The sequence below is a fragment of the Ruminococcus sp. RTP21358st1_G6_RTP21358_211008 genome (genome assembly GCF_040908885.1).
In the GTDB taxonomy this organism is placed as follows: domain Bacteria; phylum Bacillota; class Clostridia; order Lachnospirales; family Lachnospiraceae; genus Blautia_A; species Blautia_A faecis.
The window spans coordinates 15,070-30,136 of the sequence record NZ_JBDGDM010000035.1 but is presented as its reverse complement, the minus strand read 5'-3'; the positions used below and the strand labels follow the sequence as shown (position 1 = coordinate 30,136).

Sequence of the window (15,067 nt, the reverse complement as noted above, 5' to 3'; positions counted from 1 at the left end):
CCTTAGTCTCCTTATTTTTTCTCCTTTATAACGCCTTTTCTGTAGGCATCCAAAAGCTGTTTCAGCTCCTGAATTCGTTCTTTCAGTGCCTTACCGTTATCCGTATCTCCCACAAGGGCACGCCTTGGATTATAGCGGACAGCCACACGGTTGGACACAATGTCCCTCTCTGTTTCCACTGCATCTTCCGCCGAAGTAAAAGGCTCATGGGCAGTCAGGCTCAGACCATAGGAACTGTAAACAAGAGTATATCCGGCAATACCGGTCACATTCCGGTATGCCTCACAAAAACCACCGTCAATTACGATCACCTTGCCATCACATTTCACCGGATTCTCTCCCTCCAGCTGATGAACAGGCACGTGACCATTGATAATATGCCCCTCATCCGGATCCAGCCCGAATTCTTCCAGCATACGATTTACTACCTCTTCTTTTTCCCAGAGGTGATAGTAGGCATTCTTTTTCTCTTTGTGTGTCTCTTTATCTGCGATAAAATAACGCTCGAAGGTAGTCATTTTATCTTTTCCATAAAGGGGAGAATTAGGCCCGGCCCAGATATACCACAGAATATCCTGGCTTGCTTTCTTCTCCTTCTCATCTACGGTAAAAAAAGCTTTTCTTACGTAGGCTTCCAGTTTATCATAAAGTGCCTTGCCTTTACAAGTCTCACCGTAAATCTCAACCTCTTTCAGAGTTCCATCTTCGTTCAGCGGAATACTTCCATGGAAAAGAAGGTTCCCGTTATAGGTCTTATAAAGGCCGCCTTTATCCAGAAGCAGCTGCATGTGGTTCTGAAGCTTCTCGCAGTTTCGAAATGCTGAGCTCAGGCGCTCCACTACTTCTTTTTCCCCATCTGTCAGCTCATAAGGATGTTCCCAGTCAATGGTTGGAAAATGGGTGTCCAGAAGATTATGCACACTTCCATCCGGCAGCTGCACAGTGCCCTTCTCCGGATCAATCCCCTCCAGAACGCATCGATTCTCCATATGAAAATCCGGATGTTCTTTCGCCAGTACCCCTTCCAGCTTAAACTGGATAATGGAAATGGCTTTGTGCATTTTCCTGCTCAGCTCTTTCTCAAGAGCATTGTAATTGGAAGGATTGCCATGTACTTCAAATACCTGGCAGGGATCATCCCCGTAAACCTCCATGGCAAAAGCAGCAAGAGGCATCATATTGATTCCATAACCATCCTCCAGAATATCCAGATTGCCGTAACGGATACTGTTACGGATCACTGTGGCCATACAGGCAGCCTGTCCTACAGCGGCGCCCATCCATACCACATCATGGTTTCCCCACTGAATATCCAGAGAATGATAATCCATCAGTCTGTCCATAATAAAATGAGGACCGGGACCTCTGTCATATATATCTCCAAGCACATGAAGGTGGTCTACAACCAGTCTCTGGATCAGTTCAGCAAGAGCGATAATGAAGTTCTCTGCCCTGCCGATATCTATAATGGTATCCACAATGGAATCGTAATAAGCCTCTTTATCCAGAACTTCTGCTTTCTCCGTGATCAGCTCTTCGATCACATATGCATAATCCGAAGGCAATGCCTTACGAACCTTGGATCTGGTATATTTGGAGGCAGTTGTCTTGCACACTTCAATAAGACGGTACAGGGTGATCTTGTACCAGTTCTGCATATCAGACTCTTTTTTCTTCACATAGGCAATTTTTTCCTTCGGGTAATACACGAGAGTTGCCAGGGAACGCTTGTCACTGTTGCTTAAGGTATGTCCAAATACATCATCTATCTTCTTTCGCACAGCTCCCGAACCGTTTCGAAGCACATGGGAAAAAGCTTCGTACTCTCCGTGGATATCGGAAAGAAAATGCTCGGTGCCTTTTGGAAGATTGAGAATGGACTGAAGGTTGATGATCTCTGTAGAAGCCTTCCCGATAGTGGGGTAGAGCTCCGCCAGACGTTGTAGGTAGCGCAGTTCTTCTGTTTTCATGGAACCTCCTAAATTCATATTACTCTTATTTAACCAGCGTTAGAAATCAAACAATGAAATCTGATTGGACTGTGGAATATCTCCAAATAATCCAAGTTTATCCATCAGATCAATTACGGTCTTGCTGACCTTGGTCCTGTCACGGAAATCATCCTTGGAAAGAAATCTTCCCTGTACAGCAGCATCCACTACAGCATCTGCCGCCTTATCTCCAAGACCTTCTATAGAATCAATGGACGGCATCAGTTTTCCTTCTATGATCTGGAAACGATGTGCCTTCGCCCGGTAAATATCAATGGGCATAAAATCATAACCTCTTGCATACATTTCCTGGACAATACGCATATCTTTCAGGGTATCCTGCTCTTTTTTGGATGCAGCGTCCCCTTTCTTGCGTATCTCTGCCATATAAAACTCCAGCTTTTCTTTTCCCATACACATCAGTTCATAGGAAAAAGCTGTGGCACGGATACTGAAATATGCACCGTAATAAGCCAGCGGCTGGAATACCTTGAACCAGGCGATTCTGTATGCCATCATAACGTAAGCTGCCGCATGGGCTTTCGGGAACATGTATTTGATTTTTTTGCAGGACCAGATGTACCAGTCCGGAACGCCGTGTTCTTTCATAGTGGTGATCCACTCATCCCGGAGACCTTTTCCTTTACGGACGCTCTCCATAATAGTAAAGGCAAGACCACTTTCCACACCCTGACCGATCAGGTAGATCATAATATCATCTCGGGTACAGATTGCCGTGGAAATAGTAGCTTTTCCCTCTTCGATCAGTGTCTGCGCATTTCCCAGCCATACATCCGTACCGTGGGAAAGTCCGGCAATACGGACCAGATCAGAAAAATATTTCGGCTTGGTATCCACAAGCATCTGCATGGCGAAATCAGTACCAAATTCTGGAATTCCCAGACAGCCAAGCTTGCAGCCGCCGATATCCTTCGGATCAATTCCAAGAGCTTCTGTACTGGCAAAAAGTGACATAACCGCCTTGTCATCAAGAGGAACCTCTCTTGCATTCAGGTCTGTCATATCCTCAAGGGTACGGATCATGGTGGGATCATCGTGTCCCAGAATATCCAGCTTCAGCAGGTTTCCATCAATGGAATGGTAGTCAAAATGGGTGGTGATAAATCCACTGCTGGAATCGTTCGCCGGGTACTGGACCGGGGTAAATTTCTCTATTTCCTCTCCCATTGGGAGTACAATAATTCCGCCAGGATGCTGTCCGGTGCTTCGCCGGATACCGGTACACCCCTGTACAATACGGTTGATCTCGCAGGAACGCTTGTGCTGCCCCCGCTCTTCAAAATAGTTCTTTACATATCCGAATGCGGTTTTATCCGCAAGGGTACCGATGGTTCCCGCCTTGAAGGTCTGACCTTTTCCGAATATAACCTCTGTATAATGATGGGCATTGGACTGATACTCTCCTGAGAAGTTCAGGTCAATATCAGGCTCCTTATCTCCTTTGAATCCAAGGAAGGTCTCAAAGGGAATGTCAAAGCCCTGTTTGGTCATCCTGGTGCCGCACTTTGGACAGATCCTGTCTGGCATATCGCATCCCGCCATACCGGAAAAGGCCTTGATCTCCGGAGAATCAAAGTCACTGTACTTACACTCCGGATTGGGGCACAGATAATGGGGAGGCAGAGGATTTACCTCTGTAATACCAGACATGGTAGCCGCCAGGGAAGAACCTACAGACCCTCGGGAGCCCACCAGATAACCATCTGCATTGGACTTCCACACCAGCTTCTGGGCAATAATATACATCACCGCATATCCATTGGAAATAATGGAATTCAGCTCTTTGTCCAGACGGTCTTCTACGATCTTGGGAAGCACTTCACCGTACATTTCATGGGCTTTCTGGAAGCACATATCCTTTAAGTCCTGGTCAGAATTCTCAATAACCGGCGGATATTTATCCGGATGGATCGGTGACATTTTCTCTATCATATCCGCAATTTTCACTGTATTTGTAATTACCACTTCCTCTGCCTTCTCGCTTCCCAGATAGGAAAACTCCTCCAGCATTTCCTCAGTAGTGCGAAGATAAAGAGGTGCCTGATTGTCGGCATCCTTGAAGCCGCTTCCAGCCATGATAATACGGCGATAGATTTCATCCTGGGGATCCATAAAATGAACGTCACAGGTAGCAACAACCAGCTTGTTAAACTGTTCACCAAGCTTTACAATCTTTTTGTTGATCTCAATCAGATCCTCTTTCGAATGAACCGTATCATTCTTTTCATCCTCCACCATAAACATATTGTTCCCAAGGGGCTGGATTTCCAGATAATCATAAAAGCTTACCAGCCTTGCGATTTCCTGCTCCGGTGCATTGCGCAAAAGAGCCTGGTAAAGCTCACCAGCCTCGCAGGCACTTCCAATAAGAAGTCCCTCCCGATGTGCCTCAAACACGCTCTTTGGCACACGAGGTCTGTGGTTAAAGTACTTGATATGGGACTGGCTTACCAGCTTGTACAGATTGATACGGCCGGTCTCATTCCGCATGAAAATAACGGCATGGTAAGTAGGCAGTTTCTTAATGGTGTCCGGGGAAACCTTTCCCTGCTCATTCAGCTTGTCTACATCCGTAATATCTCTTTCCCTGCACATTCCCACGAATTTCTCGAAAATACGTGCCGTACACTCTGCGTCATCAACTGCACGATGGTGATGATCTAGGGAAACGCCAACTGCCTTGGCAACGGTATCCAGCTTAAAACGGTTCAGCGCAGGCAGCAGGAATCGTGCCATACCTACCGTATCCACATAGGTGAAATCATTTGGGATGCCCATGCGGTTACAATTCTCTATAATAAAACTCATATCGAAATCTGCGTTGTGGGCTACCATTGTAGCTCCTTCACAAAATTTCAGGAATTCCGGTAAAATTTCTTCAATTGGACGGGCATTCATAACCATGCTGTCATTAATACTGGTCAGCTGCTCAATTCGAAATGGAATTGGAACCTGAGGATTGACAAATGTGGAAAAACGATCTGTGATCTTTCCATTTTCCACCAATACAGCACCAATTTCAATGATCTTACAGGTAAGGGGGGAAAATCCTGTGGTCTCAATGTCGAAAACCACGAATCTGCCGTCCAGGGACTGTTTTTTCGGGTTGGTGACCATACCCTTTAAGTCGTCTACCAGATAGGCCTCCATACCGTAAAGCACCTTAAAATCAGAATCCTTTGGCACGCAGCCTCCCCACGCATCAAAGCAATGGTTTGCCTCCGGGAAAGCCTGCACCACACCATGATCTGTGATGGCAATGGCAGGATGCCCCCACTCGTAGGCACGTTTTACCAGCGCTTTTGCCTCGGTTACACCATCCATATCGCTCATTTTCGTATGACAGTGAAGTTCCACACGCTTCTGAGGGCTGGTGTCCACTCTGGAGCTGCGGAAATCGGAGATTTTCTTAATTCCGGAGATGGAGCCTATGGTAAGCTCACCATCGAAACGGTCAATAGAAGTAACGCCTTTGATTTTCAGGAAGGCACCTTTTTTCACATGCTCTTTGATCTCCGGCACCTGCTCATTGCGCAGGAACATTTTTACTGTGATGGAATCTGTGAAGTCCGTAACTGGGAAAATCAGTATGGTCTTCTCATTTCGAATCTCTCTCGCTTCCACATCCATAACCTGACAGCGGATGATAACCTCTCCCATTTCCTGCACAATATTTTCCAATGGAATAGGCTCGTCCTCGAAATCCCTTCCATAAATAACGTCCGGATTTGGATCCTTGCGGAAGCCACCACGGAAATCGCCCCATTTGCCTTTCTTTTCGAATGGCTTTTTCTCGAAAGGCTTCTTTTCACTGGCTGCCTCTGGTTTCTTCTCCGACCTGGCAGCGGATGTCTTGCCGGCTGCGGCCTCTTTTCCTGTTTTTTCCTCAGCTGCAGGAGCTGGTGCTGCGCTCTCTTCTTCTGTGGAAAGTCTGGCATGCTTCAGCACATTAGCTACTTCCTGACGGATCTGGATAGCTGCATTTTTGCGGTACCTGCTCTCCTCCGTCTGCACATAATCCAGAGAAACTTTCAGGTCCATTCCGCAACGCTCGCAGAATACTTTGTGAAGATATTCAATAAGTATCTCACTTTTCTGTCTGGAAATCACAGAATCCGGAAGTGCCATATTCAGGCAGTCATCTTCTGGAAATGTGATCTGTGCCTGCTTGAACAGATTGTATTCCAGCATGTTGTAATTGCGAAGCTCCAGTTCCATGCTGGAGCGGTAGGTATCCAGGAAATTCTTTGGCGTGTACTGTCTGGACAGATGGAACTTCTCGATTACCTTCACACTCACTTCAAGACCAGGAAAGCACTGTCTCTGAATCTGCTCTTCCAGGCTGAAAATATGCTTTTTATGGATCCAGCGGTCGCTTTTCAGGTAAACCCGGACACAGGTTTTGGCAGAGTTGCAGGCAACCTTGGTGACGATCACCTCTTCCAGAAGTTCACTTAATTCCTGTTTTAATTTTAAGTTTGGAAATACGTCAAAAAATTCTTTTTCCATTTATAGAATATACACCTTCTGTCATTTCTGTGTCTTATTGCTATCCCAGTTCATCAATTCTTCTCTCAAGGTATCCAGCAGCTGGTCTTCCGGCACTTTCTTCACAATCTCACCGCCTTTGATCAGAAGACCTACACCTACGCCGCCTGCAATTCCGATATCGGCTTCTTTCGCTTCTCCCGGGCCATTTACCACACAGCCCATAACAGCTACTTTAATGTCAAGAGGGATATCCTGCACCATAGTTTCTACTTTATTTGCAAGACCGATCAGATCGATCTGGGTGCGCCCGCAGGTTGGACAGGATACTACTTCCACGCCGCCCTTGCGAAGTCCAAGGGTTTTCAGGATACGTCTGGCAGATTTTACCTCTTCCAGAGGGGCGCCAGTCAGGGAAACGCGGATCGTGTCACCGATTCCCTGGTATAAAATAATGCCAAGCCCTATGGCAGATTTGATATTCCCGGAATAAAGGGTTCCTGCCTCTGTAATTCCCACATGGAGAGGATAACTGGTCTGTTCCGCAATCAGTTCGTGAGCCCTGGCGCACATCATAACATCAGAAGATTTGATGCTGATCACCAGATTGTCGTAGCCAAGCTCTTCGATAATGTGCACCTTGTCAAGGGCGCTTTCTACCAGACCTTCTGCGGTAACACCGTGATATTTCTCCACCAGTTCTTTCTCAAGGGAACCGCTGTTTACCCCAACACGGATGGGAATATTCCGCTCCTTCGCCACATCTACAACTGCCTTGATACGCTCTGTGCTTCCAATATTTCCGGGATTGATACGGATCTTGTCGGCACCGTTCTCCATGGCCGCAATCGCAAGACGATAATCAAAATGAATATCTGCTACCAGCGGAATGTGAATTTGTTTTTTGATCTCTTTCAGAGCCTTTGCCGCTTCCATGGTCGGCACTGCACAGCGGATAATGTCGCAGCCAGCAGCCTCCAGGGCAAGGATCTGCTCTACGGTTGCCTGCACATCCTCTGTTTTTGTATTGGTCATAGACTGGATCAGGATGGGATTTCCGCCTCCAATTTTCTTATTTCCTATCTGAATTACTTTGGTATGGTCTCTGTACATACGAAATTCCTCCATATATTATGAACATGATATTCTTTGATTACTGTTCACTGATAGCATTCTTTGCAGTTCACTTTTACACCGCAGGCGCTTATCAAACTTTTCTATGCAAAAAGGCACAAAAGGGATGTCTCTGACACCCCTGCTGTACAGTTATTTTCACAGCATTCTGCAAGTATTTTCAAACAGGCTCCAGAGCCTGTTTTCTTTGCAATTTAATGCTGGATTTCCAACAATTTATTCTTCAAGTCTTCTTCCATCTTGCGCATTTCCAGTTCTGCCTGGGCTCTCTTGGCGCGGCCCTCTTTCTGAATATTCATGACATCATCTAAAGTAGCGATCAGCTCCTGATTGGTCTGCTTCAGAGTCTCAATATCCACGATTCCGCGCTCAGATTCCCTGGCAGTCTCTGTGGATGCAAGGTGAAGTGCCTCCGCATTTTTCTTCAAAAGTTCATTTGTCAGGTCTGTTACCTGGCGCTGGGCCTGGGCTGCTTCTGTGGAATGGGCGATTCCAAGTGCCAGCACCATCTGGCTCTTCCAAAGTGGAATGGTATTTACAATGGTTGTCTGGATTTTTTCTACCATAAGGGTGTCATTGTTCTGCACCAGACGAATCTGCGGTGCTGTCTGCAGGGAAATGGTTCTGGTCAGTTCCAGATCATGCAGCTTCTTCTCGAAACGATTGCACTTGCTGTCCAGATCCTTGGCTTCCTGCGCATCCTCCGGAAGTCCGCTGACTGCTGCTTTTGCCTCCAGATCTTTTAATTTTCCCTCCCGTACTTCCTGCAGCTTCTGTTTTCCTGCAAGGATGTACATGGTCAGTTCTTTATAATAGTTCAGGTTCTGGGCATACATTTTTTCCAGAACTGCGGAATCCTTCATGAGACGCATCTGGTGATCTTGAAGGGAGGTAGTGATCTTCTGCACATTTACCTCAGCCTTGGCATAGCGGTTCTTCATATTTTCAATCTTGCTGCCCTGTTTCTTGAAAAAGCCAAGAAAGCCTTTCTCCTCCTCAGCAGCATCAAAATCGCGAAGCTCGCCTACCACCTGGGTGATCAGCTCTCCAACCTCACCCAGATCCTGTGTCCGTACATTTTCAAGAGCTGCATCGGAAAAATCAGCCATTTTCTTCTGGGTTCCGGCACCGTACTGGAGGATCTGGTTAGTATTCTCAATGTCAATTTTCTTAGCAAAGCTGTCTACCATCTGCTGTTCTTCCGGGGAGAGAACGGTCTGTTCCATTTCCTTTTTCACAGCTTCGGCTTCCGGCTCTGCTGCAATCTCTGCCTTTGGCTCTCCCAAATCCGGTTCTAATGTAAGTGTAGGTGCGTTATCTTCAAAACCTGTAAATTCGTTTCCCATAGCATCCTCCTTGTGTATAGGTCTGCCCATATTTATCAGCAGCCTTCAGTTTGGCATTTTCGTTATTTTTATAACACGCTCTAACCCCGCTGCAAATCTTATCTTTTCATATACTTAACATTCCGCACACTGCTAGAGCCTGTTTTTTTCAGCCTCTTTTCTCATACGGGTAAGCTCGTCCTCAGTCAGCCCTTCCTGTGCCAAAACTGTGTTCAGAACAGAAATATCACTGGATACATCCATAGCCGTGTCTTCAAATATGGAATCCAGAAGCTTCTCAAAAGCCACATTCAGCGTATCAATAGTCTCTTCGATTTCTTTCTTGGAAGAAGTAATATTCTCTCCCTGAACCGGCTGGCTGTCCATTTCTTCATATGCATTCAAAAGCTTCACGGTCATAGGAAGATAATAATCCATAAGGCGGTTCAAATCCGGAATAATCTCCGGATGAGCCTTGGCGCGTTCAAAAATCTTCGCTATGATCAGCTCCATACGGGAGATTTTTCTGGAAATCTCTTCTCCTGGAATGGCATCATTGCTGCGGTGGATTTTATCAAGAAAGTCATTTCCCTTGTCCAGAACCTGCCGGACTTCCGGGGAAAGTCTGATTCTTTCCGCAGCATCCCGTTCTGCTTCCACACACGCCCGGGCATCTGCCTGTTCATGCTGGTTAAATTTCTGCCTTTCTTTTTCCTCTGCCTGCTGACGAAGCGCTGCCTCCTGGCGTGCACGCTCTTCATCCTGCTGATGATTTCTTTCTTCCAGCCGCTTCTGAGTGCTTACATATTGGTCGTAAGTCTCATTACTTGTGATCAGGCAGGTTTCCTGTTTATCAACATGTCCCTGAAGGAACCAGCCTTTGCTTATCATACGTTTGATATCTTTTTTTACAAATTTCACCGGCTTGCCGACTGCCTGTGCCAGCTGCTGGAAATTGCAGTAGGTGTGAGTGCCAAGAGCCTTGATATACTTGTTTCGGCGGCTTAAACTGGTAAGACTGCTGCAGCCCTGGCCGAGAAGAATACCTCCGCCGACCGTAAATGCCGCCAGAACAGCCGAAATTCCAAGCATTACACTGCTGCTAAAGCCAGCTCCAATTCCCCCAACTACCATTGCAGCAATTCCAAATGTTCCAGTAAGAATCCCACCAAACACTGTCTTCAGAATTCCCCCGACCTTGATTCCATTCGTCGGTAAATACAACGCCAGATCCGAATTCTGGTGATTGGTATCCTGCCTGCCTGTACCATTTCTCTGGAAGTTTCCATTACACGAATCATTTCCTTTCGCACCGGCATATCCTTGATAACCAGTTCCATGACCATCCCCGGTACTCCGTTTTTTCTTCCCATCCTTCTGAAAATCCCAGGACCGTTTCTCTCTGTAATCATAAGAACTGCCGCTGCGGTAATTGGTATATTTCCCACTGCCCACAGTATTATTAAGCGCATCCCGAAGGGCATCACTTCCATTATCAATAGCCTTATTCAGCGCCTGATTAATACTCTGGCTCAGTTTCTGGTAATTTTTTTCATTTACTGCACTGTCAATGATGCTCTGGATCTTATCTCCAAGTTCATCAAATTCGTTATATCCCATCTTTTCCTCCGGATATTTTATTTCACAACGCTTGTTTTATCATTATACAAAAATCCCTCTCAAAAAACAAGACACCATAAAATATAAACACATTATACTTTTTGTAACCTTTTTCACAGGAAAATCACTTAAAAAATCTGCTTTTCCCATTGAATTTCACACGTAAAAGTTTTACAATAGTAAAAACATTGGGGATTCACAATAAGAATCTCCCCCCAAAAACCACGCTAGGAGGAAATTGTTATGGAAAAAAAGAACATTGACTGGGGCAACCTGGGCTTTGGTTATGTAAAAACAGACTACCGTTATGTATCCAATTATAAAGACGGCAAGTGGGATGAGGGAGGCCTTACCACAGATGATATGGTTACCATCAGTGAGTGTGCAGGTGTCCTTCAGTATGCACAGACTGTTTTTGAGGGTATGAAAGCATATACTACAGAAGACGGACATATCGTTACTTTCCGTCCTGACCTGAACGGTGAGCGTATGGAGCATTCCGCCGCAAGACTGGAAATGCCTGTATTCCCGAAAGACCGTTTTGTTGACGCAGTTGTTCAGACAATTAAAGCAAATGCAGCATATGTTCCGCCATATGGTTCTGGTGCTACTTTATATGTACGTCCGTACATGTTCGGAAGCGATGCTGTTATCGGTGTAAAACCTGCCAGCGAGTATCAGTTCCGTGTATTCACCACACCTGTCGGACCATACTTCAAAGGCGGCGCTAAGCCGATTACAATCCGTGTCAGCGACTTTGACCGTGCTGCACCAAATGGTACCGGTCATATCAAAGCTGGTCTTAACTACGCAATGAGCCTTCATGCGATCGTTGACGCTCATAAGAACGGATTCGATGAGAACATGTATCTTGATTCCAAAACTCGTACCAAGGTTGAGGAGACAGGCGGAGCAAACTTCTTATTCGTAACAAAAGACGGCAAGGTTGTTACTCCGAAGTCTGACAGTATCCTTCCATCCATCACACGTCGTTCTCTGATCTACGTTGCGAAAGAGTACCTTGGACTTGAGGCTGAGGAAAGAGAAGTATACTTCGACGAAGTGAAGGATTTCGCAGAGTGCGGTCTTTGCGGTACTGCTGCTGTTATCTCTCCTGTTGGAAAGATCGTGGACCACGGCAAAGAGATTTGCTTCCCAAGCGGCATGAACGAGATGGGACCGATCACCAAGAAGCTGTATGAAACCCTTACCGGAATCCAGATGGGACGCATCCAGGCTCCAGAGGGATGGCTGAAGGTTATTGAATAATTCCTTAAGCTTCCCATTTTTCGTATTTTTTCAAACACACTCTACACAGCATATAAAAAAGAATCCTGCTTGCAGGATTCTCTGCCTGCGGCGGGTCGCTTCAGCGACATCTACCTTTCCGCCGCAGTGCATTCCTGCCCGGTAGGGCTTTTTTTATGCAATAGGAGATTCCAACGGAATTTCCTATTGCATAAAAAAAATCAGTTCTGTCGTGATGGCAGAACTGATTTTTTTGAAAAACACATTATATTTTCCCGCTTATTTATTTCTTTCATATCTCACAAACTTATATTCCAGATCAAAATATGTCTGCTCTTCGCTCTCTGCTGCCACATGCCACTGTGGATCTTCATCCAGATTCGGAAAATAACTGTCTGCAATATAGGCGAAATCGATCTTGGTCACTTGAGCAGCATCGCAATAAGGAAGAAGCTGCTTATAGATAGTATCGCCGCCGATGCAGTATACATCTTCTGCCGGATACTTTTTCAGTTCTTCCATAAGCTCTTCAATAGAATGAACGATTATGGCATCTTTCACCTTGTAATTCTCATTTCTGGTAAGAACGATGTTTATGCGGTTTTTAAGAGGAAGCCCTCCTGGGAAACTCTCCAGGGTCTTTCTTCCCATAACACAAACCTTGCCAGTGGTCTCCTGACGAAACATTTTCATATCCGCCGGAATGCTTACAAGAAGCTTATTGTCTTTTCCAATTCCCCAGTTTTTGTCAGCAGCTACTATTATTTTCATTTCTTATAATCTCCTTTATACGAACTCCTAGAGCGTGTCTAAAAATCATTCCCGCAATCTGCACGCCCCGCTTTGCGGGAGATTTTGCCCAAATTCGGTTGCCGTAGCCCGCTACAGCAGCCTCACCATATCTGAAACGCATGCGGCATTGGAACCCTTTCTCATTTACTCCATGTTTAAATGGCAATCGGAATATTTTTAATCTGAGGCCAGGTCTGATAATTCTCCACGATCAGATCATCCGTGGTAAAATCATAGAAATTCTTCACATTCGGATTCAGTTTCACAGTCGGTGCCGGATAAGGTGTCCTGGAAATCAGCTCCTTGATAACCGGAACATGTCTGTCATAAATATGACAATCCGCGATCACATGTACCAGCTCACCGGCTTCCATGTCACAGCACTGTGCGATCATCATCAACAACAGGGAATACTGGCATACATTCCAGTTATTTGCAGCCAGGATATCCTGGGAGCGCTGGTTCAAAATGGCATTTAAAGTCAGCTTGTCCTTTCCAGGCTCCTTTGTTACATTGAAGGTCATAGAGTAAGCACATGGGTAAAGATTCATCTCATGAAGATCTTCATGCACATAAATATTGGTCATAATACGACGGCTGTATGGATTATTCTTCAGATCATAAAGAACACGGTCTACCTGATCCATCATGCCTTCTTTGTACTGATGCTTCACACCCAGCTGATAACCATACGCTTTTCCAATGGAGCCATTCTCGTCAGCCCAGCTATCCCAGATATGGCTGTGAAGGTCATGAATGTTGCTTGATTTCTTCTGCCAGATCCAGAGGATCTCATCCATAGCGCTCTTTAATGCGGTCTTGCGAAGGGTCAGCGCTGGAAATTCCTTTCTCAGATCATAACGGTTCACAACACCAAAACGTTTGATCGTATAAGCAGAAGTGCCATCCTCCCACACTGGCCGGACCTTCTCCCCTTCTGTACTGGTTCCGTTCTCAATTACGTCTTTACACATATCTATAAAAATATGATCAGCTAAACTCATACCTGTCTTTTTCCTCCTGGTCTCCATTGTGCGTTCTTTATAGCAACACGATACTTGGCTGCCAGAGTCTCTCCACACCAAGTATCTCGCTGCTTTTCATACTTCAACAATTTTAGCATAGATTCCTGTAAATAACAAGTTCTTTGCCCTCCTGTCTCCCTTCTGCTTGCTCTGGTTTTATTGTTTTTTCAAAGCCTTTTCAAATCACCTTTTTCTTTACAATCTTATTTTCCCGTGTTATAGTAAACCCCATGAAGAAAATTTTAATCCATTTACTGAAACCTCTTTCTTTTCTTCCTGCAATTCTGATGATGTATCTGATCTATTCATTTTCAGCCCAGACAGGGGAGGTGTCCGGAGCCCTAAGCTATGAAGTCAGCTACCAGATTGTGGAAACCAAGAATGAAGTTCTCAACGAAAACAAAACTTATGACGAGCTCGCCTATTCTGCCAGCTCCATCGAATTTTATGTGCGAAAAGCCGCTCACATGACAGAGTACTGTCTGCTTGCCATTGCCATTTCTTTCCCACTTTATGTTTACGGAGTAAGAGGTATCTGGCTGATCCTGCTGGCAGGCGCCATATGCGTAGGCTTCGCAGGCTTTGATGAATACCACCAGTCCTTTGTGGCAGACCGCGGACCTTCTGTACGTGATGTGGGAATCGACAGCATCGGAGTCACAGCGGGAATCCTGTTGGTGCAGGCATTCTGCTGGTCCACTCTACATAACCCAAGCGGGAAACGCAGGCGCAGGAAACGGCGCTAGAGCGTGTATTTCAACAAAAAACAGACTTCTGATTGATTATCACTCATTCAGAAGCCTGTTTATTTTTTTATATTTAGTATTGTATTCGTAATTTCGTGCTGTTATAATCATAAAACGCAAAAGTAATCGCCCGATCTGCAAACTAGTACATCGTTCTCGAAATAATTACACCACTCATTTTTCATACATATATTAACACTATCTAATATATCAATTTCTTTTCAAAAAACAATACTCTCTATTCTTCATCCTTTGTCGCATCCCCTAACTGGCTAACCAGATTAGCGCGGTCAGCGATAGACATTTTCTTATTCAAAGATGAAGTACTTTCCATTTTAGATTCAACTGTCCCTGAAGTTTCTATCTCAGAAACTTGTGCTTCACTTTCTGCATTCGGCTCCTTCTGCATCTTGCCAGCCTTTATGCTGCCGCGGATTCCATTGATCACGAAAGCAACGCCAAGCACAATAAAAATCACTCCCGCAACCATAAAGCCAGGACTGCTGCCTTCAGCACCATTTATTACATTCTGGCAAAGTGAAACACCCAGATAAGCCACATAAACCCCTGCCAGAATCATAACCAGGCAGGTTCTCATAGGCATAGCAGACTTCCCATTTCCGACTTCCTGCTTCTCATTTACATCAGTCTCTTCCAGATTCTTATTTTCCATATTC

Annotated in this window: 12 protein-coding genes; 3 read left to right on the top strand and 9 right to left on the bottom strand. The window is 45.4% G+C overall.

The features are described 5' to 3' along the window. Positions 1-11 precede the first annotated feature (11 nt). The 5 genes from AB5Z12_RS13915 to AB5Z12_RS13895 all read right to left on the bottom strand — a co-directional run bounded on the left by AB5Z12_RS13915 (position 12) and on the right by AB5Z12_RS13895 (position 10,579). Complete coding sequence (locus AB5Z12_RS13915; RefSeq protein ID WP_334285856.1) at positions 12-1,988, bottom strand: fructose-1,6-bisphosphatase; 1,977 nt, start codon at positions 1,986-1,988, stop codon at positions 12-14. Positions 1,989-2,009: 21 nt separating this feature from the next. Beyond that, positions 2,010-6,521, bottom strand: a complete 4,512-nt coding sequence (locus AB5Z12_RS13910; RefSeq protein WP_368368685.1) for a PolC-type DNA polymerase III — start codon at positions 6,519-6,521, stop codon at positions 2,010-2,012. Between the two features lie 21 nt (positions 6,522-6,542). Then, positions 6,543-7,613, bottom strand: a complete 1,071-nt coding sequence (gene ispG, locus AB5Z12_RS13905) for a flavodoxin-dependent (E)-4-hydroxy-3-methylbut-2-enyl-diphosphate synthase (protein ID WP_270414249.1) — start codon at positions 7,611-7,613, stop codon at positions 6,543-6,545. 215 nt (positions 7,614-7,828) lie between these two features. Further along, positions 7,829-8,980, bottom strand: coding sequence for a toxic anion resistance protein (locus AB5Z12_RS13900; protein ID WP_173773358.1), 1,152 nt, complete (start codon positions 8,978-8,980; stop codon positions 7,829-7,831). Positions 8,981-9,112: 132 nt separating this feature from the next. Continuing rightward, the gene (locus AB5Z12_RS13895) at positions 9,113-10,579 is read right to left on the bottom strand and encodes a 5-bromo-4-chloroindolyl phosphate hydrolysis family protein (protein WP_368368684.1); all 1,467 of its coding nucleotides are present in this window, start codon (positions 10,577-10,579) and stop codon (positions 9,113-9,115) included. A gap of 243 nt (positions 10,580-10,822) precedes the next feature. Between AB5Z12_RS13895 and AB5Z12_RS13890 the strand changes: the two genes are divergently transcribed. Next, positions 10,823-11,848 carry a branched-chain amino acid aminotransferase gene (locus AB5Z12_RS13890; RefSeq protein WP_148462786.1) on the top strand — a complete coding sequence of 342 codons (1,026 nt, stop codon included), beginning with the start codon at positions 10,823-10,825 and terminating at the stop codon, positions 11,846-11,848. A 258-nt stretch (positions 11,849-12,106) separates the two neighbouring features. On the opposite strand, the gene AB5Z12_RS13885 is transcribed toward AB5Z12_RS13890, so the two are convergent. Beyond that, a complete protein-coding gene (locus AB5Z12_RS13885) occupies positions 12,107-12,598 on the bottom strand; it encodes a dihydrofolate reductase (protein ID WP_173718256.1) in 492 nt (163 codons plus the stop codon). After that, the gene (locus tag AB5Z12_RS13880) at positions 12,576-12,692 is read right to left on the bottom strand and encodes a DUF6783 domain-containing protein (protein ID WP_368368686.1); all 117 of its coding nucleotides are present in this window, start codon (positions 12,690-12,692) and stop codon (positions 12,576-12,578) included. Before AB5Z12_RS13880 ends, AB5Z12_RS13885 begins: the two co-directional genes overlap by 23 nt. Here AB5Z12_RS13880 and AB5Z12_RS13875 point away from each other — a divergent pair. Next, the gene (locus AB5Z12_RS13875; RefSeq protein WP_306797087.1) at positions 12,657-12,800 is read left to right on the top strand and encodes a DUF6783 domain-containing protein; all 144 of its coding nucleotides are present in this window, start codon (positions 12,657-12,659) and stop codon (positions 12,798-12,800) included. The two genes, AB5Z12_RS13880 and AB5Z12_RS13875, sit on opposite strands and share 36 nt — an antisense overlap. On the opposite strand, the gene thyA is transcribed toward AB5Z12_RS13875, so the two are convergent. Then, positions 12,775-13,623, bottom strand: coding sequence for a thymidylate synthase (gene thyA / locus AB5Z12_RS13870; RefSeq protein ID WP_368368683.1), 849 nt, complete (start codon positions 13,621-13,623; stop codon positions 12,775-12,777). The two genes, AB5Z12_RS13875 and thyA, sit on opposite strands and share 26 nt — an antisense overlap. Before the next feature lie 251 nt (positions 13,624-13,874). Here thyA and AB5Z12_RS13865 point away from each other — a divergent pair, with 251 nt between their 5' ends. Then, positions 13,875-14,390: a VanZ family protein gene (locus tag AB5Z12_RS13865; protein ID WP_118579198.1), complete on the top strand. Its 516-nt coding sequence runs from the start codon at positions 13,875-13,877 to the stop codon at positions 14,388-14,390. Positions 14,391-14,628: 238 nt separating this feature from the next. Here AB5Z12_RS13865 and AB5Z12_RS13860 read toward each other — a convergent pair whose 3' ends face one another. After that, positions 14,629-15,063 carry a hypothetical protein gene (locus AB5Z12_RS13860; protein WP_368368682.1) on the bottom strand — a complete coding sequence of 145 codons (435 nt, stop codon included), beginning with the start codon at positions 15,061-15,063 and terminating at the stop codon, positions 14,629-14,631. Positions 15,064-15,067 lie beyond the last annotated feature (4 nt).